At 67.5% G+C, this 25848-nt stretch carries 23 protein-coding genes; 5 read left to right on the top strand and 18 right to left on the bottom strand.

Translation table 11 applies throughout. The features are described from left to right. Nucleotides 1-23 precede the first annotated feature (23 nt). Nucleotides 24-359 (top strand): VOC family protein, encoded by a 336-nt coding sequence (locus SH591_RS00365; RefSeq protein ID WP_322830300.1) that lies wholly within the window; start codon nt 24-26, stop codon nt 357-359. Nucleotides 360-572: 213 nt separating this feature from the next. Further along, nucleotides 573-824: a hypothetical protein gene (locus SH591_RS00360; RefSeq protein ID WP_324750043.1), complete on the top strand. Its 252-nt coding sequence runs from the start codon at nt 573-575 to the stop codon at nt 822-824. Between the two features lie 61 nt (nt 825-885). Here SH591_RS00360 and SH591_RS00355 read toward each other — a convergent pair whose 3' ends face one another. Together SH591_RS00355 and SH591_RS00350 are read right to left on the bottom strand one after the other, a co-directional pair. Continuing rightward, the gene (locus SH591_RS00355) at nt 886-1083 is read right to left on the bottom strand and encodes a hypothetical protein (RefSeq protein ID WP_324750042.1); all 198 of its coding nucleotides are present in this window, start codon (nt 1081-1083) and stop codon (nt 886-888) included. Between the two features lie 143 nt (nt 1084-1226). Continuing rightward, on the bottom strand, nt 1227-3368 hold the full coding sequence (locus SH591_RS00350) for a ComEC/Rec2 family competence protein (protein WP_324750041.1): 2142 nt from the start codon (nt 3366-3368) through the stop codon (nt 1227-1229). 26 nt (nt 3369-3394) lie between these two features. On the opposite strand from SH591_RS00350, the gene gltX reads away from it, so the two are divergent. Both gltX and SH591_RS00340 read left to right on the top strand, forming a co-directional pair. After that, nucleotides 3395-4834: a glutamate--tRNA ligase gene (gltX, locus tag SH591_RS00345; RefSeq protein ID WP_324750040.1), complete on the top strand. Its 1440-nt coding sequence runs from the start codon at nt 3395-3397 to the stop codon at nt 4832-4834. A gap of 12 nt (nt 4835-4846) precedes the next feature. Continuing rightward, complete coding sequence (locus SH591_RS00340; RefSeq protein WP_322830295.1) at nt 4847-6133, top strand: citrate synthase; 1287 nt, start codon at nt 4847-4849, stop codon at nt 6131-6133. A 71-nt stretch (nt 6134-6204) separates the two neighbouring features. Here the strand turns inward: SH591_RS00340 and SH591_RS00335 are convergent, their stop codons facing one another. From SH591_RS00335 to SH591_RS00320, 4 genes are all read right to left on the bottom strand, one after another. Further along, the gene (locus tag SH591_RS00335; RefSeq protein WP_324750039.1) at nt 6205-7605 is read right to left on the bottom strand and encodes a PAS domain-containing sensor histidine kinase; all 1401 of its coding nucleotides are present in this window, start codon (nt 7603-7605) and stop codon (nt 6205-6207) included. After that, nucleotides 7602-8690, bottom strand: coding sequence for a DUF2336 domain-containing protein (locus SH591_RS00330; protein WP_324750038.1), 1089 nt, complete (start codon nt 8688-8690; stop codon nt 7602-7604). Before SH591_RS00330 ends, SH591_RS00335 begins: the two co-directional genes overlap by 4 nt. Nucleotides 8691-8795: 105 nt before the next feature. Beyond that, nucleotides 8796-9986, bottom strand: coding sequence for a hypothetical protein (locus SH591_RS00325; protein ID WP_324750037.1), 1191 nt, complete (start codon nt 9984-9986; stop codon nt 8796-8798). A gap of 76 nt (nt 9987-10062) precedes the next feature. After that, nucleotides 10063-10365, bottom strand: coding sequence for an Hpt domain-containing protein (locus SH591_RS00320; protein ID WP_322830291.1), 303 nt, complete (start codon nt 10363-10365; stop codon nt 10063-10065). 69 nt (nt 10366-10434) lie between these two features. Here SH591_RS00320 and SH591_RS00315 point away from each other — a divergent pair, with 69 nt between their 5' ends. After that, nucleotides 10435-12705 carry a coiled-coil domain-containing protein gene (locus SH591_RS00315; protein ID WP_324750036.1) on the top strand — a complete coding sequence of 757 codons (2271 nt, stop codon included), beginning with the start codon at nt 10435-10437 and terminating at the stop codon, nt 12703-12705. A 36-nt stretch (nt 12706-12741) separates the two neighbouring features. On the opposite strand, the gene SH591_RS00310 is transcribed toward SH591_RS00315, so the two are convergent. The 12 genes from SH591_RS00310 to nuoG form a co-directional block, all read right to left on the bottom strand. Further along, the gene (locus SH591_RS00310; RefSeq protein WP_324750035.1) at nt 12742-13002 is read right to left on the bottom strand and encodes a DUF1467 family protein; all 261 of its coding nucleotides are present in this window, start codon (nt 13000-13002) and stop codon (nt 12742-12744) included. A 5-nt stretch (nt 13003-13007) separates the two neighbouring features. Beyond that, a complete protein-coding gene (locus SH591_RS00305; protein ID WP_324750034.1) occupies nt 13008-14645 on the bottom strand; it encodes a ribonuclease J in 1638 nt (545 codons plus the stop codon). Between the two features lie 94 nt (nt 14646-14739). Continuing rightward, nucleotides 14740-15516, bottom strand: coding sequence for a type III pantothenate kinase (locus SH591_RS00300; RefSeq protein WP_324750033.1), 777 nt, complete (start codon nt 15514-15516; stop codon nt 14740-14742). Between the two features lie 11 nt (nt 15517-15527). Further along, nucleotides 15528-16223: a biotin--[acetyl-CoA-carboxylase] ligase gene (locus SH591_RS00295; RefSeq protein WP_324750032.1), complete on the bottom strand. Its 696-nt coding sequence runs from the start codon at nt 16221-16223 to the stop codon at nt 15528-15530. A 42-nt stretch (nt 16224-16265) separates the two neighbouring features. Further along, nucleotides 16266-17702, bottom strand: coding sequence for an NADH-quinone oxidoreductase subunit NuoN (gene nuoN / locus SH591_RS00290; protein ID WP_324750031.1), 1437 nt, complete (start codon nt 17700-17702; stop codon nt 16266-16268). Next, on the bottom strand, nt 17702-19243 hold the full coding sequence (locus SH591_RS00285) for an NADH-quinone oxidoreductase subunit M (protein WP_324750030.1): 1542 nt from the start codon (nt 19241-19243) through the stop codon (nt 17702-17704). The genes nuoN and SH591_RS00285 overlap by 1 nt, the downstream gene beginning before the upstream one ends. Then, nucleotides 19240-21282 (bottom strand): NADH-quinone oxidoreductase subunit L, encoded by a 2043-nt coding sequence (gene nuoL / locus SH591_RS00280; protein ID WP_324750029.1) that lies wholly within the window; start codon nt 21280-21282, stop codon nt 19240-19242. Before nuoL ends, SH591_RS00285 begins: the two co-directional genes overlap by 4 nt. Before the next feature lie 7 nt (nt 21283-21289). Next, nucleotides 21290-21595 carry an NADH-quinone oxidoreductase subunit NuoK gene (gene nuoK / locus SH591_RS00275; protein ID WP_322830282.1) on the bottom strand — a complete coding sequence of 102 codons (306 nt, stop codon included), beginning with the start codon at nt 21593-21595 and terminating at the stop codon, nt 21290-21292. Continuing rightward, complete coding sequence (locus SH591_RS00270) at nt 21592-22203, bottom strand: NADH-quinone oxidoreductase subunit J (RefSeq protein WP_324750028.1); 612 nt, start codon at nt 22201-22203, stop codon at nt 21592-21594. Before SH591_RS00270 ends, nuoK begins: the two co-directional genes overlap by 4 nt. A 35-nt stretch (nt 22204-22238) precedes the next feature. Beyond that, nucleotides 22239-22721 (bottom strand): NADH-quinone oxidoreductase subunit NuoI, encoded by a 483-nt coding sequence (gene nuoI, locus SH591_RS00265; RefSeq protein ID WP_322830280.1) that lies wholly within the window; start codon nt 22719-22721, stop codon nt 22239-22241. Continuing rightward, on the bottom strand, nt 22718-23845 hold the full coding sequence (nuoH, locus tag SH591_RS00260) for an NADH-quinone oxidoreductase subunit NuoH (RefSeq protein ID WP_322830279.1): 1128 nt from the start codon (nt 23843-23845) through the stop codon (nt 22718-22720). The genes nuoI and nuoH overlap by 4 nt, the downstream gene beginning before the upstream one ends. Next, nucleotides 23842-25848, bottom strand: coding sequence for an NADH-quinone oxidoreductase subunit NuoG (gene nuoG, locus SH591_RS00255; protein ID WP_324750026.1), 2007 nt, complete (start codon nt 25846-25848; stop codon nt 23842-23844). The genes nuoH and nuoG overlap by 4 nt, the downstream gene beginning before the upstream one ends.

The following is a 25848-nucleotide window of genomic DNA, read 5'->3' as shown; positions in this document are numbered from 1 at the left end:
CAACCCTATCCATGGAGGCTGCGATGGCACGCCTGAATTATGTCGAACTTCCCGTCGCCGCGATCGGCCCGGCCAAGGATTTTTACGAGCGCGCGTTCGGCTGGGGGCTGACCGAGTTCGGGCCGACCTATGCCGCGACGATGACCGGCGACACCGATATCGGCCTGCAGGCGGACGCGGCCGAGGCGACCAAGGCGCCGCTGCCGGTGATCGACGTCGACGACCTCGAAGCCACCCTCGCCGCGGTCGAGCAGGCCGGCGGCCGGATCGTGCAGCCGATCTTCGCCTTTCCTGGCGGCCGGCGCTTCCATTTCCTCGACCCGTCCGGCAACGAACTGGCGGCCGTCAAAGGCGACTAGCACTCCCCCGCCGAGACGCTTTTGCCATCCGCTGGGGTCGTGCACCGCGGCATGACCCGCCGGTTCGGCCAAGCGCCGCAAATGCGCGACAAAACACACCTTTTCGGCCCGGATCGGGCGACTGCGACCGGAACCCCTCGATAGCGACCTCGTTATCGCGAGGCATGTGCAGGACATGCCGAGCAGTACGTGTTCGTACGGAGGGAATCACAAATGTTGAAACGGACTTTGGCGGCGGTCGCCGCAATGGGCCTGATGGTCTCACCGGCGGTGGCGAGCAACGCCGCCCCCGCAGCTTCCATTCAGCCGCAGTCTGAATCGCTCGGCGCCGCGGGCGAAAGCAGCCTCAATGGGGGCAGCGGCCACATCATGGCATTCCTGCTGGGCGGGGTCATTCTCGCCGGTTTCATCCTGGCCGCGCTTGAGCATGACGACGACGACGAGGACTTCCCGGTCAGCCCCTGATCCTTCTTCCCTGAAGCGACAGTGACGCCCCGGCATCTCATGGTGCCGGGGCGTTCTGCGTTCAGGCGGCCAGCGGGAGCGGGCGCAGGCGGATCTGCGGGTTGCTGGCGACCGGCATATTCTCGAGCCGGTGCATCTGCAGCGTGAAGGCGTTGGCCCGCAGCTCGTGCGCACGGCGCTTATCGGGCGCATCGGCGCGGCGGGCGGCGCGCAGCTCTTCGATCACGAGCCGGGTATAATATTGCAGGTCGGTTTCCATGGCGATTCTCCCCACGTGAATCTGTGTCCGCCCCTCCTAATCGGCAGAAAGTAGCTCAAGCCATCTGTTCGACGACGGCGGCCCATGGCTCGACCGGCTGGGAAAGCCCGCGACGAACGACGCGGGACCGGCGACGAAGGCGTTCAGGGCGCCGCGGCCCAGGGGTGACGGCCGACCCGATCGGCCACCGTCGCCACGCGGCCGACCTCGCCGAGCGTGAAGGCCAGGCCGCCGGTGCGCCGCAGCAAAGTGCGATCCGCCTTGAGCCAGCGCGGGCGGCAGGTGCGCGGCAGGCGCCGGTCGCTCACGACGATATCGGCCTCGGCGCAGGCGTGGACCAGCGCCTCGATCGGCACCATGTCCCGGCTGCGTGTTGCGAGCAGGCGCCAGCGGCGCCCTTCCCGGCCGAGGTCGGCAATGCACAGATCCCGGCTGCAGGCGGCGACCGGAAGGCGATCGAGCTCCAGCGGCTCGGCTTGCGAGGCCGAGGTTTCGGCGAGCAGATCGCGGACATAATCGCCGGCGCGCGGCCGCAGGATGGCGAGCGTGCCCTCGCTCGCGCGCACCGCGACGTGGCGGCCGTCGCCGGTGACGAGCAGGTCGGCCGGCGGTGTGGCCATTGCCCACGCCGCTCCCGCGACGCACGGGAACAGGCCGAGGCGCCGCCACCGGCTTCGCCACAGAGCCAGCCACAAGCCCCCGCCGATCATCAGAGCAAAGGCGCCGGCCGGCATCGGAGCGAGGCTCGCCACGGCACCCGGCGCGGCGGCGGTGGCGTGGGCGAGGCCGAGCAGCCATCCGAGCGCGCGTTCCGTCAGCCACCAGACCCGCGCGCCGAGCCCGGCAAGATCGAGCAGCATCGCCAACGCCTCCAGCGGCATGATCACGAAGGTGGTGAGCGGGATCGCGACGACGTTGGCGAGCGCGCCGTAAAGGCCGGTCCGGTGAAAATGGTAGAGGGCGATCGGCGCCAGCGCGACCTCGACCGCGAGCCCGGTCAGGACGAGCGCGAGCAGGAAGCGGCCGACTTTCTGCGGTCCGCCCTCGTCGCGGCGCGCGAGCAGAGCCTTGACCCGGGGATGTTCGTGGAGCGCGACGATGGCGGTGATGGCCGCGAAGCTCAGCTGGAAGCTGGGACCGGCCAGCGATTCGGGCCAGAACAGCAGGACGACGAGCGCGCCCACCGCGACGAGGCGGAGGGTGAGCGCCTCGCGCCCGAGGGCGATTCCGATCAGCACCAGCAAGGCAGCGATGCAGGCGCGGATCGTGGGCACTTCGGCGCCGGTGAGCAAAGTGTAGGCGATGCCGGCGAGCGCGCCGGCGGCGGCCGAGACGAGGACGAGGCGGAAGCGGAGCGCGAGCGTGGGGCTGAGCGCGAGCAGCTTCAGCGTCAGCAGCATGACCGCGCCCACCACCGCGGTAAGGTGGAGCCCGCTCACCGAAAGGAGATGGGCGAGGCCCGAGCGGCGCATCGCCTCGGCGTCGGCTTCGGGCATGGCGCCCTGGTCTCCGGTGGCGAGCGCGACCGCGATCCCGCCTTCGCCTCCGGCCACGCGCGCGGCGATATGATCGGCAAGCCGCTGCCGCCAATCGGCAAGACGCGCGCGCCAGCCCCGCTCTTCCGCCGGGGCCACGACAGCGAGGTCGAGCGCCCGCCCGGTTCCGCCGATGCGCTGGAACCAGGCGACGCGGGCGAAATCGTAGGCGCCGGGCACCGCCATCGGCGCGGGCGGCATCAGCCAGGCGCGAAACCGGATCGTCTCCCCTGGGTCTAGCCCCGGGACCACGTCCTCCTCGTCGACGGTGATGCGGAGGCGGGCGGCGAGCGCTGGATCGGCAGGGGTGACGACCAGGCGCAGGGCGCTCTTTGCCGGCAGGCGCTGGGCGCTCTCGATGCGCGCGGTCACCTCTGCCATGCGCGGGTGATCGAGCCGCGGCGCGGCGACGCGCTCGGCCTTCCACCAGATCAGGCCGCAGCCCAGCGCGGCAGCCAGCGCGAAGAGCGCCAGCGCCTTACCCGTGCGCGTGCTTCCGCCGATCGCGAGACCGCCCAGCAGCAGCGCGCCGAGAGCGAGCAGGAAGGCGGTCCACGCTGCTGTGTCGGGAAGCCAGAACCAGGTGGCGATGCCGCTGCCGAGGCCGACGGGGAGCCAGAGCGGGAGCTGGTTGCGTTCCGCGTCCAGCACGGTTTCGAGCCGCTCGCCGATCCGGGACGGACGCGGTATTTCCGCCGTTTGTCGCGGCGGGAGCGCTATGCTAGGGGCGCTGGCGTCACTGCCCGGCATGGCCGGCATCCTTGGAGATTGAGCGCTTGAGCGCAACGAACGCAACCGGCACGGTCGTAACCCGATTTGCCCCCTCCCCGACCGGATTCCTCCATATCGGCGGCGCCCGCACCGCTTTGTTCAACTGGCTGTTCGCCCGCCACCACGGCGGCAAGTTCCTGTTGCGCATCGAGGACACCGACAAGGCGCGCTCGACCCAGCCCGCGATCGAAGCGATCCTCGACGGCATGCAGTGGCTCGGGCTCGACTGGGACGACGAGACCGTGTTCCAGTCCGAACGCGCGGCCCGCCACGCCGAAGTGGCGCACGCCATGCTCGCCAGCGGCCACGCCTATCGCTGCTACATGACCCAGGAGGAGCTGGCCGAGCAGCGCGCGCTGGCCCAGGCCGAACGCCGGCCGTTCAAGGTCAACAGCGTGTGGCGCGACTGCTCGCCCGACGCACCGACCCCGGACGCGCCGTCCGTCGTCCGCCTCAAGGCGCCGCGCGACGGCGAGACCGTGATCGAGGATGCGGTCCAGGGCCGCGTCGTCGTCCAGAACGGCGAGCTGGACGACATGATCCTGCTCCGTTCGGACGGCACTCCCACCTACATGCTGGCGGTGGTCGTCGACGACCACGACATGGGCGTCACCCACGTCATCCGCGGCGACGACCATTTGAACAACGCTTTCCGCCAATTGGGCATCATCCGGGCGATGGGCTGGCCCGAGCCGGTCTATGCCCACGTGCCACTGATCCACGGCCAGGACGGCGCCAAGATGTCCAAGCGCCACGGCGCCACCGGCGTCGATTCCTATCGGGACGAGCTCGGCGTGCTGCCCGAGGCGCTCGGCAATTACCTGCTGCGGCTCGGCTGGGGCTATGGCGACGAGGAGATCATCAGCCGCGAGGATGCGGTGCGCTGGTTCGACCTCGCCAATGTCGGCCGCTCGCCCTCGCGCTTCGACCTGAAGAAGCTCGAGAATTTGAACGGCCATTATATCCGCGAAGCCTCGAACGGGCGGCTGGCGGGTCTCGCCGCGCCCCGGATCGCGGAGCTGATCGGCCGTCCGCTCGGCAATGAGGAGCTGGAATTGCTGACGCGGGCGATGGACGGGCTGAAGCCGCGCGCCAAGAACGTCAACGAGATCGCCGAGGGCGCCACGTTTCTTTTCAAGACCGTTCCGCTGGACATGGACGAACGCGCCGCCGCCTTGCTAGAGGGCGAAGCCAAGGATCTGCTCGCGCACCTCTATGCGGCTCTCTCTACGTTGACGGAGTGGACCGCCGAGGCGACAGAGCAGACCGTACGAGAGGTGGCGGAGGCAAAGGGCGTCAAGCTCGGCCAGGTGGCGCAGCCGTTGCGTGCGGCGCTCACCGGACGGGCGACTTCGCCCGGGATATTCGATGTGCTGGTGCTGCTCGGCCGCCAGGAAAGCCTGGCGCGCGTGGGCGCTCACGGCGCATCGGCCAAGACGAATTAAGGAGCTAGAAATATGGCGGATAACAAGGCCACCTTCACGATGGGCGACCAGGGTTCGGACTATCCGGTGAAGTCCGGCTCAATCGGGCCCGACGTGATCGACATCCGCAAGCTCTACGCCAATACCGGCGCGTTCACCTACGATCCTGGCTTCACCTCGACCGCGAGCTGCGAATCCGAGATCACCTATATCGACGGCGACGAGGGCGTCCTCCTCCACCGCGGCTATCCGATCGACCAGCTGGCCGAACATTCGACCTTCATGGAAGTGGCCTATCTCCTCCTCCACGGCGACCTGCCGAAGAAGAGCGAGCTCGAGCAGTTCAGCTACACGATCACGCGCCACACGATGCTGCACGAGCAGCTCGCCCAATTCTACCGCGGCTTCCGCCGCGACGCGCATCCGATGGCGGTGATGTGCGGCGTGGTCGGCGCGCTTTCCGCTTTCTACCACGATTCGACCGACATTACCGATCCCGAGCAGCGGATGATCGCGTCGCACCGGCTGATCGCGAAGATGCCGACGATCGCGGCGATGGCTTACAAATATTCGATCGGCCAGCCGTTCGTGTACCCTGACAATTCGCTGTCTTACACCGGCAATTTCCTGCGCATGACCTTCGGCGTTCCGGCCGAGCCCTATGAGGTCAATCCGGTGATCGAGCGGGCGATGCGCCGCATCTTCATCCTCCACGCCGACCACGAGCAGAACGCCTCGACCTCGACCGTGCGCCTCGCCGGCTCGTCGGGCGCCAATCCGTTCGCCTGCATCGCCGCCGGCATCGCCTGCCTGTGGGGCCCGGCCCATGGCGGCGCCAACGAGGCGGCACTGAACATGCTGCGCGAGATCGGCACCCCCAAGCGCATCCCGGAATATATCGCCCGCGCCAAGGACAAGGACGATCCGTTCCGGCTGATGGGCTTCGGCCACCGCGTCTACAAGAATTACGACCCGCGCGCGAAGGTGATGCAGCAGACGGCGGACGAAGTGCTGAAGGAGCTCGGCGTGTCCGATCCAGTGCTCGACGTCGCCCGCGAGCTCGAGCAGATCGCGCTCAACGACCCCTATTTCATCGAGAAGAAGCTCTACCCGAACGTCGATTTCTATTCGGGCGTGATCCTCTCGGCGATCGGCTTCCCGACCTCGATGTTCACCGCCTTGTTCGCGCTCGCGCGCACGGTCGGCTGGGTCGCGCAGTGGAACGAGATGATCTCGGATCCCGAGCAGAAGATCGGCCGCCCGCGCCAGCTCTACACCGGGCCGACCAAGCGCGACTACGTGCCCGTGGGCCAGCGCTAAGCCTGGTAAAGTTTGCGACGCAGAAGGCGTCCGGTCGAAAGACCGGGCGCCTTCTTCTTTTGGACCGATAGTTAGGCGGCGCTGCTGAGAGGCAATGTGAGGGTGAAGCGGGCCCCCTGCCCCGGCGCGCTCTCGACCGCGAGGTCGCCGCCCATCGCGCGGGCGAGACGGCGGGCGATGTAGAGGCCGAGCCCGGTCCCGCCGGCCTCGGTCGGATCGACCCGCTCGAACTTATCGAAGATGCGCTGCTGGTCCTCCGGCGCGATGCCCTTGCCCTGGTCGGCGACGATCACGGCGGCATGGTCGCCCTCGCGCTCGACGCGGATCCACACCTGACCGCCTTCCGGCGTGTAGCGGATGGCGTTGGTCAGCAGGTTCATCAGGATTTGCAGGGTGCGCTTGAACTCGCCGGTGGCGGGCAGCGTCTCCGCGTCGGGCGGGCGCGAGATGGTGACGTTCTTCGAAGCGGCGCGCACGGCCATCAGGCCCGCCGCGCGGCGGGCGACGTCGGCGAGGTCCAGCACCTCCTCCTCCGGCTCGAAATCCGGACGCTCGATCGCCTGCAGGTCGACGAGGTCGTCGACGAGCGCGAGCAGGTGGCGGCCGGCGGCGGCGATGTCCTCGGCATAGCCGGCATAATCGCGGCGCAGCGGGCCGTCAGGCTGGGTGCTGATCGTCTCGGCATTCTGGATGATATGGTCGAGCGGCGCGCGCAGCGCCTTGTCGAGCCGTTCGCCGAACGCCGGGCCGGCCATCACGGGCGTCAGCGGCACGGCGCCGCGATCGTTGGCCGGGACATGCTCGAAGGCGACGCTCGTGGCCGAACCGCGGAAGCCCGCGAAGCGGCCGCTGCCGTCGATCAAAGGCACGCCGCCGAGACGATAGCGCGCCTTGCTGCCGGTGCGGAGCTCGGCTTCCTGGTCGTCGAAGCGGCGTTGCTCGGCGAGCGCGGTCAGGATCGGCAGGGCGCCGTCCTTGGTCTCGTGGAAGCGGAACAGGCGGGTGAGCTGCTTGCCGATCAGCTCGACCGGCGTCTTGCCGATCGCAGCCGCAGCAGCCGGCGACAGCGCCGTGAAGCGCAGGGCCTCGTCGGTCTCCCACATCCAGTCGGCCGAGGCGCGCAGGAAATCGGCCTCGCGCTCGGCATCGTCACTGCGCGGCGGGGCATAAGCCATGCGCTCGTGCCAGCCGCTGATTTCAAGCGAGACGCCGGCGGCGTCGGGCTGGGCGCGCACCCAGAGATCGAGATCCATGTCGCCGTCGGCAGCGATCACGCCGCGCGAGATGACGATACCGAGCCGGCGCGACAGCCGCGCCAGCGCCGCCACCTGGGGCACGGCGAGCGGGCCGGTCGGCTCGCCGCCGGCGCGGAGCTGGAGATTGACGAGCGCCGGGTCGCCCTCGACAAGCCGGCCCTGCGCGTCGAGGCGTCCGCGAACCACCATCGAGGGGGTTTTGGGCTGGGCGATCATGCCGCCTCGCGGCCGCGGGTCGAAAGCCGGGCGATCGCCGCGCGGTAGCCGGGATCGACCTGCCAGAGATGCAGGATCTCGCGCGCCGTCTGTTCCTCGGTGCCGTCGTAAAGGTCGAGCTGGGCTTCGGTGGCGTCGCCCTCGGCGCCCGAGAAGAGGCGGCCGCGCGCGTTGAGGATGAAGAGGATAGCCGCCGCATCCTCGCGTTCCAGCTGGGCGCCGCGCAGCAGCAGAGCCGGGCCGCGTCCGCGCGGATCGGACAGCACTTCCCAGGCCGCGTGGTAGTCGAGGCTGCAGCGGAGCGCGATGCCGGCGACGAACAGCGGCAACACGCCTTCCTCGAGCATCCGGATCAGGAGCGCCGAATCGAGCCGACCGGCCTGGTCGAGCCGGCGGACGAGGCGGGTGCACCGCGCCTCCAGGCTGTCGCCTTCGTCATAAGCGGCGATCAAAGTGCCCGCCGCGGCGGCGATGGCGGCGTCAGCGACCCCGGCGGGGAGCTTGTGCTGCTGCACCACATATTGGCGGAGCGCAGCGGCGATCATCCATACCAGGCGGTGCTGGATCTCGGCAGGAAGCTCGGTCTGGGCCATGACCGGTTCCTGGAAACGATCGAAGCGGCGGCTGCGCGCGATCAGCAGCGCCATCGCTTCGCCGGCAATGCCCTCGTCGGGCTCGCGCAGCAATTCGACGATCAGGTCGCGTTCGACCAGGCCACTGTTCGCCTTGTAGAAGCGATGCTCCTCGACCCGGCGGACAAGCACGTTGCCGAGATCGATATCGCGCAGGACATTGGCGCGCTCGAGCAGCGGCAGCGCGATCGGCACATGCGCCGACGACAGAGCCGCGTGGAGCGCGTCGCGCGCGACGAAACGGCCAGCCAGATCGGCGCGCAGCCCATCCTCGATCGTGCGCACCAGCTGGCCGAGCAGGGTCGAGGCGGTGAGCCGCTGCCATTCGGTGAGGCGGGACTGCTCGGGCAGGAGCAGATCGATCGCGGCCACGGAGAAGCGTTCGCGCGCGGCCGCCAAAAGCAGCCGTGCGGCGTCTCTGGTCTCACCGTGATGCACGCTGCGGCTGGCCATGACGCGACGATAAACGCTCCACGGTTAAACTGTCGCTAATCCTCTGCGGGCGCGACCCGCTATGTTACAGAATGGGACAGGCCGGCGGCCAATCCTTCCGGCCCGTCAGCGCGGCCGATGGACGCGGTGTTGGGCCCAGAAAAACGAGCCGGCGGCATAGAGGGCGAGCGCGGAGAGGCCCGTCACCCAAGTCCCCGACACCGCGAACGGCAGCAGCAGCCAGATCAGGCCCTTGCGCTCGGCCAGGAGATGCTTGTGCGGCAGCTCGCGGCGATCGGTCTCGCCGCGCAGCGCGATCTGGAAGGCGATCACCGTCGCGGCCAGCACCAGGCAGCCCCAGCCGCGCGTCTCCGCCAGGCTCCAGGCCAGCGCCATCAGCGCCAGGCCGGCGAGCAAAGGCATCAGGTGCCGCCACCAGCTGCGGTCGCCCTGCCCCTGCAAACGGAGCGCCGCGAGCCGCTCCGAAATGCCGTCGAGCGGCGTCGACAGGAAAAGGAGGACGAGGCCCCCCCAGATCCAGTCGCGCGTGAACATGAAGGCGGCGAGCCCGGTAAGCGCAGCGGCGCCGAGGTTCAGCCATTCGGGCGTGACCGGCGACGGCATCAGCCAGCGCGTCGCCGCATTCTCGATCGGTGCGAGCAGATAGCGCGACACCCAGTTGCCGCGCGACGAGCCGGCGGAAGCGACGATTCGCGCTTCCGCTTCCTCCAAATCCTCGACGCGCTCCGCGACGACGAGATGGCCGCCGGCCTCGTCGCCGGTGACCGCGAACTGGCGGGCGTGCGACTGGACGGCGCGGCGCAGCAAAGTGGACTGCAGATCCCAGTCCGCCAGCATCGACGCGGTGTGGCGCAGCATGCCGCCGTCGACCATCGCCAGCCCGGCCCAGCGCGACTGCGCGTCGATTCGCTCGAACCGGTCGTCGCCGGCATGATCGGCGATGGTGAGGATAGCAGCCCCCTCGGCCGCGATCAGGCGCGCGACATGGGCGTGGTCGGCGATCAGGCCGTCGGCCATCAGCAGCAGCCGATCCTCGGGATGGACGGCATCGGCGGCGTCGACGACGCTGCGCGCCACCGTGATCGCGATCCCCTCGCCCCGCATCCGGTCGATCGCCGCGGTGAGCGCGGGCGGCATGCGCTCGACCAGGATGATGACCGGATTGGCGCCGGCCGACGCCGCGAGCCGCGCCTGGCGCTCGATGAGGCTGCGGCCGGCGAGCGGAAGGGTCGCGCGCAGCGGCCCGCCGCGCTCGTCGCTTTCATGATAGGCGCAGATCAAAGCGGCCAAGGTCACAGGCCAAGAGGTCCCCGGAAAGAGTGGAAGCCGGGGACGATAAAGGCCTGCGCGCGGCCTTGCAAAGCCGTTCGGCTCAGCTGGCGGCGAAATCGTCGATTGCGGTGGCAAGCTTGCGCAGCACGACCGGGTCGCCGGGCGCGCCCTCGAGCGCCTCGTCGGCAAGCTGGAGCAGCCCGATCGCGCCGAAGCTGGCGGCGAGGCTCTTCAGGCGCGAGGCCGCAAACTCCCAATTGGCGTCGCAGCGGGCGCGGCACATCAGGTCGGCCTGGCGCGCGACGCTCTCGAGAAACGAGACGCGAAGCTCGGTCATCAAAGCGGGATCGTTGCCGACTGCGGCGGCGAGCGAGGCGTTCAAAGCTCCGGGGTCATAGGCCATGGAGCACGGCCTAGCGCATGCGTCTTAACTTTGCCTTTCGGGACCGCGAAACAATGATAAGGTCGGGCCATGATTGAAGGGGCAGAACGCGCGCAGGCGCAGGCGGAAACCGGCATCGCCCCCGATCCTCAGGATTGGGACGCCGTGGCAGCAGAATCAGAAGCCGTTTCGGCCGAGATCTGGGAACCGGAAGAGGCAGTGGACGAATCGCGCGGCGGCAGGCTGCTGGCGGCGCTGCTGATCCTGCTGGCGCTGGCATGGGTCGGTGCCGCGACATGGTCGATCGTGCGCGGCGGCATGCCCAAAGACCTCCCGTCGCTGGTGCAGGCGATCGCGCTGGCCAGCGGCCCGCTGATCCTGCTCGGGCTGGTCTGGCTGATCTTCGGGCGCAGCACCCGGCGCGAGACCGAGCGCTTCACCCAGGCGGTGGCGGCGATGCGGCAGGAAAGCCTGGCGCTGGAGAATGTCCTCGCGATCGTCGCCACGCGGCTCGAGGAGAACCACACCAAGCTTACCAGCGAGGCGGCCAAGCTGATGGCGCTCGGCGACGAGGCCTCGGACCGGCTCGGCCGGGTGACGCACTATCTCGCCAAGGAAAGCGCGGTGCTCGACAAGCGCTCGCAGGCGCTGGAAAGCGCAGCCGAGGCGGCGCGCGTCGACATCGGCGTAATGCTGCAGGATCTGCCGAGGGCCGAGGAACAGGCCCGATCGCTCGCCGGCGCGCTGCGCGAGACCGGGCTCACCGCCCACGAGCAGGCAGGCCAGCTCGACGGCCAGCTCTCCTCGCTGATCGCGCGCGGCCGCGAGGCGGACGAAGTCGTCGGCGGCGCAGCGCAGCGCCTGGCCGCGCATCTCGCCCGGATCGAGAGCAGCTCGGCCGCGGCGGCAACGCGGATGGACGAAGCGGCGGCGGCGATGACGGCGGCGATCGACGGCACGATGGCGCGCGCCGCGGAAGCGGTCGACGCGACGCGCAGCGGCGTCGAGGAGCAAGCGGCGGCGGTGCTGGCGCTGATCGAGCAGAGCCGGGCCACCTTCGAGCGCGCCGGCGACGAGACCGCTCGCGGCCTCGCCGTGCGGCTCGAGGAGATCGGCACGCGGATCGAGGATCTGACCGGAAAGCTGGGCGCGCAGGATGCTGCGAGCCAGGCGCTGGTTGAGCGGCTCGGGCGCGAGCTCGGCGAACTGGACGAGCAATTGGTCGCGCTCGGCGAGAGTGGGCGCGGCAATAGCGAGATGCTCGGCAATTCGCTGCAAGTGCTCCGCTCGGCGGCGGAATCCCTGTTCCAAGAGCTCGGCAAGGGCGAGGAACGCGCCGGCACCATGATCGACCGCACCCACGAATTGGCGCACGAGCTGACCGCGGTGGGCGGACGGCTGACCGAGGTCGAGCAGCAGGCCGGCCGCGCCGGCGCAGCGGCGGACGGCGTCGCGCCGCGGGTCGAATCGCTCCGGACCTCGGCCGATGCCGCCGCAGCGACGCTGGCCGCAGCCGAGACCAATGTGCAGCGCCAGCAGGAAGCGGTCGAGGCTTTACTCGGGATCGTCAATGACGGCGTCCGCACCGCCGAGGAGCGGCTGCTTTCGCTGGCCGACGCGCTCGGGAGGGCGGACGAGGCCACCGCCAAGATCGTCGGCGACACCGGCCCCGAGTTGGTCGATGCGCTGGTGCGCGTGCGCGAGACCGCCAACCAAGCCGCCGAACGGGCGCGCGAGGCGATCAGCGCGGTCATCCCGCAGAGCGCGGCGATGCTCGCCGAGGCGAGCCGGCTCGCGGTCGGCGAGGCGATCAGCGGCCAGGTCGTCGAGCAGATGGGCGAACTGAGCCTCGTCGCCGAGCGCGCGGTCGAAACGGCGCGGCGCGCGTCGGAGCGGCTGACGCGGCAGATGCTGACGATCGGCGAAGCCGCGGCCGCAATCGAGGAAAGGATCGACGAGGGCCGGCGCGAACGCGAGCAGAGCGACAGCGACAATTTCTCGCGCCGCGTCGCGCTGCTGATGGAATCGCTCAATTCGACCGCGATCGACGTCACCAAGATCCTGTCGAACGAGGTCACCGACAGCGCCTGGGCGGCCTATCTGAAGGGCGACCGCGGCGTCTTCACGCGGCGCGCGGTGCGGCTGCTCGACGCCACCGAGACGCGCGAGATCGTCCAGCATTACGAAGCCGAGCCCGAATTCCGCGACCAGGTGAACCGCTACATCCACGATTTCGAGGCGATGCTGCGGCGCGTCCTGGCCGACCGCGAGGGCGCCACGCTCGGCGTCACCCTGCTCTCGTCGGACATGGGCAAGATCTACGTCGCGCTCGCCCAGGCGATCGAGCGGCTGCGCGCCTGATCCTCCATCCCGCGGCGGACCGCGGGGTGGAAAGGGTTAATGCGAGACGTCGATGTCGTCGATGCCGACCCAGCCGTAGATATAGTTCAGGTAGAAGAGCCCGAAGAACACGGTCGCCAGCAAAGTCGTGCGCAATGCGGCGCGGCCGAAGCTGAAGCGATGGGGCGCGCTGTCGGCGTGGCCGCGCTCGACCGTCTCGCCTTCCTCCTCCGTCGTGCGGACCCCGAAGGGCAGCACCACGAACAGGCACAGGAACCAGAACAGGAAATAGATGGCCAGCATCGACGTGAACTTCATCGTCGTCAGACCCTGATCAGGAGGACGTCGACGACCGGTTTCTTGCCGGTCCAGTCGGTGGCGCTACGCCGAACAGCGAGGCGGATCGCCTCGCGCAACTTGTCCTCGGTGGCGCCGCCCTTGGCGACCGCGGCGGCGACGGCATCGCGCGTCTCGTCGATGAAGTCGTCGCGGTCCTCCTCGACCGGAATGCCCTCGATCGCCACGACCGGATCGCCGCGGAGGCGGCGGGACTGGTCGAGCGCGACCGCGACCGAGATCACGCCGTTGGCGGCGATCTTGCGGCGCTCGCTCATGGTCGTGCCGTTGGCGGGGAGGATGACGTCGCCGTCGAGCACCAGCTCGCCGACGCGCTCGTTGCTGACCTTCTTCGGCCCGTTCGGAGCGAGGCGGATGAGGTCGCCATTGGTCTGCACGATCGTGCGGGGAACGCCGCGCTCCTTGGCGAAGCGGGCATGTTCGGCAAGATGGCGCATTTCGCCATGGACCGGCAGCAGGATCTGCGGACGGATCCACTCATACATCGAGGCGAGTTCCGGCCGGCCCGGATGGCCGGAGACGTGGACGTCGGCCTGGCGGTCGGTGATCATCTTCACGCCTTTGCGCGCCAGCTCATTCTGGATGCGGCCGATGGCGAGCTCGTTGCCGGGGATCTGCTTCGACGAGAAGATGACGAGATCGCCTTCGTCGAGCTTGATCTTGTGGCTGTCGAAGGCGACGCGGGCGAGCGCGGCGCGGCTCTCCCCCTGCCCGCCGGTCGCGATGATCATCACGTCGCGCCTGGGCAGCTTCATCGCGGTGTCGAAATCGACGGTCTCGGGGAAGTCCAGAAGGTAGCCGACGCTCTTCGCCACCTTGAGGATGCGATCGAGCGAGCGGCCGGCGACGCAGACCTTGCGATTGGTGTCGCGCGCGACACGGCCCAACGTCTGCACGCGGGCGGCATTGGAGGCGAAGGTGGTGACGAGCACGCGGCCTTCCGCCTCGGCGACGACGGCGTCGAGGCCCTTGCGGACCTCTTCTTCCGATCCCGACGCTTCTTCCTGGAAGACGTTGGTGGAATCGCAGGTCAAAGCGAGAATGCCTTCGTCGCCGACCTTGATCAGCGCCTCGGCATCGGCGGGGTCGCCGAGCTGCGGGAATTCGTCGAGCTTCCAGTCGCCGGTATGGAAGATCTTGCCGTGCGGCGTGTCGATCAGCAGCGCATTGCCCTCGGGGATCGAATGGGCGAGCGGGACGAAGCGGAAGCCGAACGGTCCGAGCTGGAAATCGCCGCCAATGTCGACGATCTTGAGCTTCACGTCCTTGAGCAGCCCCTCTTCCTCGAGCTTGCCCATGATGAGGCCGGCGGTGAACGGCGTCGCGTAGATCGGCACGCCGAGATCGGCGGCGAGATAGGGGATCGCGCCGATATGGTCTTCGTGGCCGTGGGTGATGACGATGCCGAGCAGATCCTTCTTGCGCTGCTCGATGAACTCCAGGTCCGGCAGGACGAGGTCGACGCCGGGAAGGTCGGGGTCGGCGAAGCTCAGGCCGAGATCGACCATCACCCATTTGCCCTCTGTGCCGTAGAGATTGACGTTCATGCCGATCTCGCCCGAGCCGCCGAGCGCGAGGAAGAGGAGTTCTTTGCCGGGTTTCATTCTTTTCTTTCTTTGTCGTCGCCCCAGCGCTGGGGCCTCGGGACGCGTGCAGTGCGATCTTGTGCTGAAACCCCGGTCTTCGCCGGGGTGACGGTTATGGCCGGCTCCGCTCGTACAGCAGCCCCAGTCCCTGAATGGTGAGATCGGGCTCGATCGCGTCGAACACCGATGTATGCTCGTTGAAGAGAACGGCAAGCCCGCCGGTCGCGATGACCTTCACCGGGCGGCCGATCTCGGCCTTGAGCCGGGCCACGAGGCCTTCGAGCATCGCGACATAGCCCCAGAAGATGCCGATCTGCATCTGGTCTTCGGTCGTGCGGCCGACGACCGACCGGCCTTCGGGCGCGGCGATGGCAATGCGCGGCAGCTTGGCCGCGGCGGTGACGAGGGCATCGAGCGAGAGATTGATGCCCGGCGCGATGATGCCGCCTTTGTAGGCGCCCGAGAAATCGACCACGTCGAAGGTGGTGGCGGTGCCGAAATCGATAACGATCAGGTCGCCCGGATGGGCTTCGTGGACGGCGATCGTGTTGAGAACGCGGTCCGCGCCGACCGTGCGCGGCTCTGCGACGTCGAGCTCGATGCCCCAATCGGCGACGCCCTGCCCGGCGACGATCGCCTCGGTGCCGAAATATTTGCTGGCGAGCACCTGGAGGTTGTGGAGCGCGCGCGGCACGACGGTGCTGATGATGACCGCGCCGACGTCGGCCCGGTCATAGCCTTCGAGCTCCAGCAACTGGTGGAGCCAGACCGCATATTGGTCGGCGGTGCGGCGGGGGTCGGTCGCGATCCGCCAGCGCGCGCGGATCTCCCGATCCTTGAGCAAGGCGAACACCATGTTGGTGTTTCCGGCGTCGATGGCGAGCAGCATGGGTCCGGCCTTCAAATCAGGAACACGTCGCCGGCGTGAATGACACGGACGGTGCCATCCGCCAAGCGCAGGCGCAGCGCGCCGTCTTCGGTGAGGCCGTCGAACAGGCCCTCGCCCTCGATCGTCGACAACGCCGTTCCGACCGGATGCGCCGCCGCGAGCCAGCGGCTCCGGATCAGGCCCAGCCCCTCGCTCCGCCAGCGCGCCAGCCAGCGCCCGAAGGCTTCGGCGAGCGTCTCGATGAAGATCGCGGGATCCGAGGCCGTGCCAGTGATCGCGGCGAGGCTGGTGGCTGGACGGCCGATATCCTCGGGATGGTGGGCAAGGTTGACGCCGATGCCGATGACCACCGCGTCGCCGGAGCGTTCGAGCAGGATGCCGGCGAGTTTCGCGCCGTCGACCAGCAGGTCGTTCGGCCATTTGATGCGAACCGCAGGGCATGATGGCGACATCAGTTCGTGCAGCGCCACCGCCGCCACGAGCGCGAGCGTGGGCGCGGGCGGATCGCCCGGCTGCAGGCGCACCAGGGTGCTCGCATAGAGATTGCCCGCCGGCGACTGCCAGCCGCGGCCCTGGCGGCCCCTGCCCCCGGTCTGGCGCTCGGCGCGGATCCAGAGGCCCTCGGGGGCTCCTTCAAGCGCGAGCGCCGCGACGACGTCGTTGGTCGAGCCGGTTGAGGCAACCGTGCGGATCAGAGATTCGTCCATGCTAAACCCGTGGGACCCCGGCTACCGCCGGGGTGCTGCGGTTCAGAACAAGGCTCCGGCGGCGTTCATCGAAGCGGCGCCGAGATAGGGGATCGTCAGATAGCCGAGCGGCGACACGAACAAGGCGGCGGCGGCGATCAGCAGGCCCTCGACCCGATCGCGGCCCGGTTCGTAGGCCGGTGCCGGCTCGTCGAAATACATCGTCTTGATGATCTTCAGATAATAATAAGCGCTGATCACCGAGGTGGCGATGCCGACCGCGGCCAGCCAGGTGAGGTCGGCGCGCACGGCGGCCTCGAACACCAGGAACTTGGGCCAGAAGCCGAACAAGGGCGGGATGCCGGCGAGGCTGAACATGAAGACGGCCATCGCCGCGGCGAGGCCCGGGCGGTTGCGCGACAGGCCGGCGAGCGAGGCGATCGTCTCGACCGGGCGGCCTTCAACGTCGCGCATGCGCATCACGACCAGGAACGAGCCCAGGGTCATGACGATGTAGACCGCCAGATAGAAGAGAACGGAGGCCACGCCCTCGCGGGTGCCGGCGGCGAGGCCGATCAGCGCGAAGCCGACATTGCCGATCGACGAATAAGCCAGCAGCCGCTTGATGTTGGGCTGGCCGACCGCGGCGACGCCGCCGAGGATCGTCGAGGCGAGCGCCATGAAGATCACGATCTGGCGCCATTCGAACGTGGCCGGCCCCATGGCTTCGATGGCGACGCGGGCGAGCAACGCCATGGCTGCGACCTTGGGCGCGGAGGCGAAGAAGGCCGTGACCGGGGTCGGGGCGCCCTCATAGACGTCCGGAGTCCACATGTGGAACGGAACTGCGCTCACCTTGAAGGCGATGCCGGCCATCACGAAGACGATGCCGAACAGTTCGCCGGTCGAGACGCCGTCGCGGCCGAGCGAAGCGGCGACATCGCCGAACATGGTGGAGCCGGTGAAGCCGTAGAGCAGCGAAATGCCGTAAAGCAGGATGCCGCTCGCGAGCGCGCCCAGAACGAAATATTTGAGGCCCGCTTCGGCCGAGCGCGCGTCCTTGCGCTGGAATGCAGCGAGAACGTAAGCGGCGAGGCTCTGCAGCTCGAGGCCGACATAGAGCGTCAGCAGGTCGCCGGCCGAGACCATCATGCCCATGCCGACGGTCGAGAGCAGCACCAGCACCGGATATTCGGTCTTGAACACGCCCTCGCGGCCGAACCAGCTGGTCGCGGCGATCAGCGACACCGCCGCCGCGATGTAGATCAGGATCTTCGAGAAAGCGGCGAAGCTGTCGGCGATGAACAGGCCGTCAAACGCAACCGCGCCGGCATCCCGGATTCCCGGCACGAACAGGGCGGCGACGACGAACAGGGCCACCGAGGCCCAGGTGGCGAAGCGCGCGGCGCGATCGCCAACGAACGCCGCGACCATCAGCAGGGCGATGGCGCCGACCGTGAGGATGATCTCCGGCAGCGTGAGGGCGAGACTGGTACCCATTAATGCGCTCCGGCTGCGGGTTCGTGAGTAGTGGCTGCGGCGGCGGGATTGCCGGCAGTGAGCTGGGCGTCGCCCGGCGGATTGGCGCGCTCGATGCGGGCGAGCAACGTGCCGACATCCTTGCGCATCGGCGCCAGGAAGCTTTCCGGATAAACGCCCATCCAGAGCACGGCGGCGGCGATTGGCGCCAGGATGGCGACCTCGCGCAGGTTGAGGTCCGGCATGGCGGCGACGTCGGGCTTGTCGAGCTTGCCGTAAACGACGCGCCAATAGAGGTAGAGCATGTAGGCGGCGCCGAGGATGAGGCCGGTGGAGGCGATGAACGCCACCCAGCTGTTCGCCTCATAGGCGCCCATCAGGCTCAGGAACTCGCCGACGAAGCCGCTGGTGCCCGGCAGGCCGATCGAGGCCATGGTGAAGAACAGGAACAAGAGGGCGTAGGCCGGCATGTTGTCGGCGAGGCCGCCGTAGCGCCCGATCTCGCGGGTGTGCAGGCGATCGTAGATCACGCCGACGCAGAGGAAGAGCGCGCCGGAAACGAGGCCGTGGCTGAGCATCACGATCAGCGCGCCCTCAATGCCCTGGCGGTTGAACGCGAACAGGCCGATCGTGACGAACGCCATGTGGGCGACCGACGAATAAGCGATCAGCTTCTTCATGTCCTGCTGCACCAGAGCGACGAGCGAGGTGTAGACCACCGCGACGAGGCTGAGGCCCATGATCAGCCAGACCAGCTCCGCCGAAGCTTCCGGGAACATCGGCAGCGAGAAGCGGATGAAGCCGTAGCCGCCCATCTTCAGCAGCACGCCGGCGAGGATGACCGAGCCCGCGGTCGGCGCCTGGACGTGCGCGTCGGGAAGCCAGGTGTGGACCGGCCACATCGGCATCTTGACCGCGAACGAAGCGAAGAAGGCGAGCCAGAGCCAGGTCTGCGCCTCCACCGGGAAATCAGTGTTGAGCAAAACCGGGATCGAGGTCGTGCCGGCGAAGTTCACCATCCACAACATCGCGATCAGCATCAGCACCGAGCCGAGCAACGTGTAGAGGAAGAATTTGTAGGACGCGTAGATGCGGTCCTTACCGCCCCAGATGCCGATGATCAGGTACATCGGGATGAGGCCGGCCTCGAACATGATGTAGAACAGGAAGATATCCTGCGCGACGAACACGCCGATCATCAGCGCCTCCATCAGCAGGAAGGCCGCCATATATTCGGGCACGCGCTTGTCGATCGCCACCCAGCTCGCGCCGATGCAGATCGGCATCAGGAAGACCGAGAGCATGATCAGCATCAGTGCGATGCCGTCGATGCCGAGCGCCCAGGCGAAGCGGCCGAACACAGGCGCATATTCGACGAACTGCCACTGCGCGCCGCCGATATCGTAATTCACCCACAGCATGACGCCGAGGGCGAGATCGATCAGGGTGGCGATCAGGGCAACCCAACGGGCGCTGTTGGCATTGACGTACAGGCAGAGGATGGCGGCCACGAACGGCACCGCCAACATCAGCGAAAGAATGGGAAAGCCCAGAGCGTTCATCGGGTCATGGCCCAGGTAGCGGCGGCGGTGAGGCCGATCAGCATCACCAGCGCGTAAGTGTATACATAACCGGACTGGAGCCGGGCGGTCAGCTTGTTGCCGGACGCGACCAGAGCGGCGGCGCCGTCAGGGCCGAAGCGGTCGATCGTGCCCTCGTCACCCTGCTTCCAGAAGAAGCGGCCAAACCAGAAGGCCGGGCGGACGAACAGCAGGTGGTAGATCTCGTCGAAATACCATTTGTGCAGCAGGAAATTGTACAGGATCCGCATGTGCCCGACGAAGCGGCGGGGCATCGACGTATCGCGGATATAGCCCTGGTAGGCGATCAGCAGGCCGATGATCATTACCACGGCGGGCGAGAGTTTCACCCACAGAGGCACTTCGTGCATCGCGTGCATCAGATTGCCGTCATAAGCGAGGCTGCCCGCCCAGAACGCTTCCTCCTCGAGGAAGGCGTGGTGGAACAGCCAGCCCGCTAAGATCGCGCCGACCGACAGAACGGCCAGCGGCACGAGCATCGTCCACGGGCTTTCGTGCGGGTGGTAGCCGCCACTGCCCTCGGGGATCTGGTCAACCGAACGCTCGTGGCCGGTCGGCTCGTGGCCGGCGGTTTCGTCGTCCGGATGATCGGCATGATCGCCGTGGAGCGCGTGCTGGATATGCTCGGACGCAGCCCAGCGCGGCTTGCCCCAGAAGGTGAGGAACATCAGGCGCCAGCTGTAGAAGCTGGTGAGCAGAGCCGCGAACACGCCGACGAAGAAGGCGAGGCCGCCCGCCGTCGTGCCGCTCGCGAACGCGCTCTCGATGATCGCGTCCTTCGAATAGAAGCCGGCGAATCCGAACACGCCGAGGATGCCGACGCCCGTGATGGCGAGCGTGCCGGCCATCATCCCCCAGAAGGTCAGCGGGATTTCCTTACGCAGGCCGCCGTAGAAGCGCATGTCCTGCTCGTGGTGCATGGCATGGATGACCGAGCCGGCGCCGAGGAACAGCAACGCCTTGAAGAAGGCGTGCGTGAACAGGTGGAACATCGCCGCATTGTAGGCGCCGACGCCGGCGGCGAAGAACATGTAGCCCAGCTGCGAGCAGGTCGAATAAGCGATCACGCGCTTGATGTCGTTCTGGACGGTGCCGACCGTGGCCGCGAACAAGGCGGTGGCGGCGCCGACCAGGGTGACGACTGTGAGCGCGGTCTCGCTCGCCTCGAACATCGGCGAGAGGCGGCACACCATGAACACGCCGGCGGTGACCATCGTCGCCGCGTGGATCAGCGCCGACACCGGGGTCGGGCCTTCCATCGCGTCGGGGAGCCAGGTGTGGAGCCCGAGCTGCGCCGATTTGCCCATCGCGCCGACGAACAGCAGGATGCAGAGCAGGGTCATCGTGTCGACGCGCGCGCCGAGGAAGCCGATCGTCGAGCCGGCCATGTTCGGGGCGGCGGCGAGGATTTCGGGAATCGAGACGGTGCCGAACACCAGGAAGGTGCCGAGAATACCGAGCAGGAAGCCGAAATCGCCGACGCGGTTGACGACGAAGGCCTTGATCGCGGCCGCGTTGGCCGACGGCTTGTGATACCAGAAGCCGATCAGGAGATAGGACGCTAGGCCGACGCCTTCCCAGCCGAAGAACATCTGCACCAGATTGTCGGCCGTCACGAGCATCAGCATCGCGAAGGTGAAGAGCGACAGATAGGCGAAGAAGCGGGGCTGCGACGGATCCTCCGCCATATAGCCCCAGCTGTAGAGATGGACGAGCGACGAGACCGTCGTCACCACGACCAGCATCACCGCGGTCAGCGTATCGACGCGCAGCGACCAGTCGACGACGAGATCGCCGGAACGGATGAAGGCCAGGACAGGCTCGACATAGGCGGTCGCGTCGCCGGCCAGGAAACCGAGGAAGATCGGCCAGCTGAGCGCCGCCGAGACGAACAGCGCGCCGGTGGTGACGAGCTTGGACGCGGTGGCGCCGATGATGCGGCCGCCGAGCCCTGCGACGATGGCCGCGAGAAGCGGCAGGAAGACGATGAGCGTGATCACGGGAGGGTCAGCCCTTCATCTGATTGATGTCGTCGACCGCGATCGTGCCGCGGCCACGGAAGTAGATGACGAGAATGGCAAGGCCGATGGCGGCCTCGGCGGCGGCGACGGTCAGCACGAACATCGCGAAGACCTGGCCGACCATGTCGCCGAGGAAGGCCGAGAAGGCGACGAGGTTGATGTTCACGGCGAGCAGGATCAGTTCGATCGCCATCAGGATGATGATGACGTTCTTCCGGTTGAGGAAGATTCCGAACACGCCGAGGACGAACAGCATCGCCCCCACGCCGAGATAATGGCCGAGGCCGATCACAATTCCACCCCCTGCCCCGAAGGCTGATCGATGTTGCGGATCGCGTCCTCGGGACGGCGACGGATCTGCTCGGAGACGTTTTGCGGACGAAGGCCGCCGCGGGTACGCTGGGTCAGCACGATCGCGCCGATCATGGCGACCAGCAGGACCAGGCCGGCGGCCTCGAAGACGTAGAGATAGCGGGTGTAGAGCACCTCGCCCAGCAGCGCGATGTTCGGCGTGTCGCCGCTCATCGGCGCCGCCTTCACCCCGGTATCGATGCCGCCGGCGTTCCAGGCCGCGACCGCGAAGACGATCTCAGCGAGCAGCGCCAGCGCGAGGAGCAAGCCCAGCGGCAGATATTTGGAGAAGCCCGCGCGCAGGGCGGCGAAATCGACGTCCAGCATCATCACGACGAACAGGAACAGCACTGCGACCGCGCCGACATAGACGATGACGAGGAGCATCGCGATGAACTCGGCGCCGACGAGCAGCATCAGCCCCGCCGCGTTGAAGAAAGCGAAGATGAGCCACAGCACGCTGTGAACCGGGTTTCGCGCTGCGATCGTCATGACGCCGGAGGCGATGACGAGGGTGGCGAACAGGTAAAAGACGATGGTCTGAATCACGGTTCTGGTTCGTATCCTGGGATTCGGGCTGCGGCTTAACGGTAAGGGGCGTCGGCGGCAATGTTCGCGGCCAAAGCCCGCTCCCACTTGTCGCCATTCTCGAGAAGCTTCGTCTTGTCGTAGATGAGCTCCTCGCGGGTTTCGGTCGCATATTCGAAGTTCGGCCCTTCGACGATGGCGTCGACCGGACAGGCTTCCTGGCAGAAGCCGCAGAAGATGCACTTGGTCATGTCGATGTCGTAGCGCGTCGTGCGGCGGCTGCCGTCCTCGCGCGGTTCGGCCTCGATCGTGATCGCCAGCGCCGGGCACACCGCTTCGCACAATTTGCATGCGATGCAGCGTTCCTCGCCGTTGGGATAACGGCGCAGCGCATGCTCACCGCGGAAGCGCGGCGAGAGCGGGTTTTTCTCGAACGGGTAGTTGATCGTCGCCTTGGCCTTGAAGAAATACTTCAGGGTCAGCCAGTGCGCCGTCACGAACTCCCAGAGGAAGAAGGATTTGATCCAGTGCGCGATCATGATGTGCGACCATTGTTGAGCGTCGGCACCCTGCACGACGGGTGGAAATTGTCGGAGCTGGTGACGACCGAGCGAACGCCTGCGGGGCACGGTTCCTTGGTGAGGACGAGATAGCCCGACACCAGGAACACCCAGAGCAAAGAGATGGGCAGGAAGATCTTCCAGCCGAGACGCATCAGCTGGTCGTAGCGGAACCGCGGGACCGTCGCCTTCACCCAGCTGAAGATGAAGAAGAAGACGAAGATCTTGGCGAAGAACCAGACGATGCCCGGCACCACGTAGAGCGGTGCCCAATCGATCGGCGGCAGCCATCCGCCCCAGAAAAGCACGGCGTTGAGGCCGCACATCAGCAGGACGTTGCCATATTCGCCGAGCCAGAAGAGCGCGAAGCTCATCGAGCTGTATTCGGTCTGGTAGCCGGCGACGAGCTCGCTCTCCGCCTCGGTGAGGTCGAACGGCGCGCGCGCCGTCTCGGCCATGGCCGAGATCAGGAAGATCACCGCCATCGGGAACAGCAAAGGATTGAAGCCAAAGCCGTTGAAGAACAGAGCGTGGCTCTGCTGCGCGGCGATGATGCCCTGCAGGTTGAAGGTGCCGGCGAACAGGATCACCGAGATCAGGATGAAGCCGATCGAGACCTCGTAGCTCACCATCTGCGCGGCCGCGCGGAGCGCCGAGTAGAACGGATATTTCGAGTTGGACGCCCAGCCGGCGATGATCACGCCGTAGACGCCGAGCGACGAGACGGCGAGGATGTAGAGCAGGCCGACATTGATGTCGGCGAGCACCATGTCCGGCCCGAACGGGATCACCGCCCAGGCGATCAGCGCCACCGTGAAGGTGATGATCGGCGCGAGGATGAAGAGGCCGCGATTGGCCGCCGACGGGATGATGGTCTCCTTCAAGAAGACCTTGAGGCCGTCGGCAAAGCTCTGCAGCAGGCCGAACGGGCCGACCACGTTGGGGCCGCGGCGCAGCGCCATCGACGCCCAGATCTTGCGGTCGGCATAGATGATCATCGCCACCGCCAGCATCAGCGGCAGCGCGATCATGAGGATCAGGATGAGGGTCGCGACAAACCAGCCGAAGCCGTAGCCGAGCGTACCCTGGAACCATTCAGTCATTCTGCGGCCTCCGCGAAGTCCTGGCCGTGGAGGATTTCGGCCGAACAACGCTGCAGCGTCGGCGACGAGCGCGCGATCGGGTTGGTCAGATAGAAGTCCTGGATCGGATAGACGATCTCACCCGCCACCTTCGGCGCGCTAGCCGGCGTGCCGAGCGGCGCGACCGGGCTGAGGCCCGGCGTGGTGAGATGCGGGTGGGCGGCGCCGATCGCGGCGTGGAGCTGCGACAGGTTGTCGAACGGGAGCTTCTTGCCGAGCACGTCGGACAAAGCGCGCAGGATCGTCCAATCCTCGCGGGCCTCGCCCGGCGGGAAGACGGCGCGCTCGGAGAATTGCACGCGGCCTTCGAGGTTGACCCAGGTGCCGTGCTTTTCCGAATAAGCGGCGGCCGGCAGGATCACGTCCGCCACTTGCACGCCGGCATCGCCGTGCGAGCCGATATAGACGGTGAAGGTCTTGGCGAAGGCCGACAAATCGGTCTCGTCGACGCCGAGCAGGAACAGGGCCTTCAGATCTCCTGCCCGCGCGCGGATCGCGTCCACGCCGCCGTCGGTGACGAAGCCGAGATCGAGCGCGCCCACGCGGGCGGCGGCGGTGTGGAGCAGGCTGAAGCTGGCGCCGAGCGTCGCGGCCGCGGCGCGCAAGGCCTCATAGGCACCGTCGATCGTCAGCGCGCCCATGCCGACGATCACCGCCGGGTTGGCGGCAGCGGCGAACAGGTCGGCGACTTCCTGCGGCAGCTTCGATAGGACCGAGAGATCGGTGCCGAGATGCGTGACCGGGTAGGTGAGATCGACCGCAGGGCCGATGTGGAACACCTTGGCGCCGGCCTTGATTGCCTTGCGGATGCGGGTGTTGACCAACGGCGCTTCCCAGCGCGGGTTGGAGCCGACCAGCAGGATCGCGCCCGCCATCTCGATGCCGGCGATGGTCGCGTTGAAGCGATAGGAAGCGGGGCTCGAGACGTCGAACCGGGCGCCGTCCTGGCGGCATTCGTGCAGCGACGAACCGTAGGCCTGGAGCAGCGCCTTCGTGGCGTAGACGGATTCCACTTCCTGCAGGTCGCCGGCGATCGCGGCGACCTGGTCACCGGTGGCGCCCTTGAGCTGCGTGGCGATTACGGCGAACGCCTCTTCCCAGGTCGCGGCCTCGAGCTTGCCGTTGCGGCGCACCCAGGGGCGGTCGAGGCGGTTGCGGACGAGGCCGTCGACCGCGTGGCGCGTCTTGTCGTGCGCCCATTCCTCGTTGACGTCCTCGTTGATCCGCGGAAGCGCGCGCATCACCTCGCGCAGACGCGCGTCGAGGCGGATGTTGGTGCCGACCGCGTCCATGACGTCGATCGCCGGGACCTTGCGCAGCTCCCAGGGGCGCGCCTCGAATGTATAGGGCTTCGAGGTCAGCGCGCCGACCGGGCAGAGATCGACGACGTTGCCCGAAAGCTCGGTGGTGAGCGTCTTTTCGAGGTAGGACGTGATCTGCATGTTCTCGCCGCGGCCGATCGCGCCGATCTCCTCGACGCCGGCAACTTCCTCGGCGAAGCGGATGCAGCGCGTGCACTGGATGCAGCGGGTCATCACGGTCTTCACGACCGGACCCATATATTTCTCGGTGACCGCGCGCTTGTTCTCGGCGAAACGCGAATGGCCGCGGCCATAAGCGATCGACTGGTCCTGCAGGTCGCATTCGCCGCCCTGGTCGCAGATCGGACAGTCGAGCGGGTGGTTGATGAGCAGGAACTCCATCACCCCTTCGCGCGCCTTCTTGACCATCGGCGACATGGTGGTGATTTCCTGGCCGTCCGCCGCGGGCAGCGCACAGCTCGCCTGCGGCTTGGGGGGGCCGGGCTTCACTTCGACCAGGCACATGCGGCAGTTGCCGGCGATCGACAGCCGCTCATGATAGCAGAAGCGCGGGATTTCCTTGCCGGCCAGTTCGCACGCCTGGAGCACGGTGGCGCCCTGCGGGACCTCTACTTCGATGCCGTCTACTTTAACCGTAGGCAT

Origin of the sequence: Sphingomonas sp. LY54 (genome assembly GCF_035594035.1) — a bacterium.
GTDB lineage: Bacteria > Pseudomonadota > Alphaproteobacteria > Sphingomonadales > Sphingomonadaceae > Allosphingosinicella.
The sequence above is the reverse complement of the archived record's forward strand: the minus strand, read 5'-3'. Positions and strand labels throughout refer to the sequence as shown.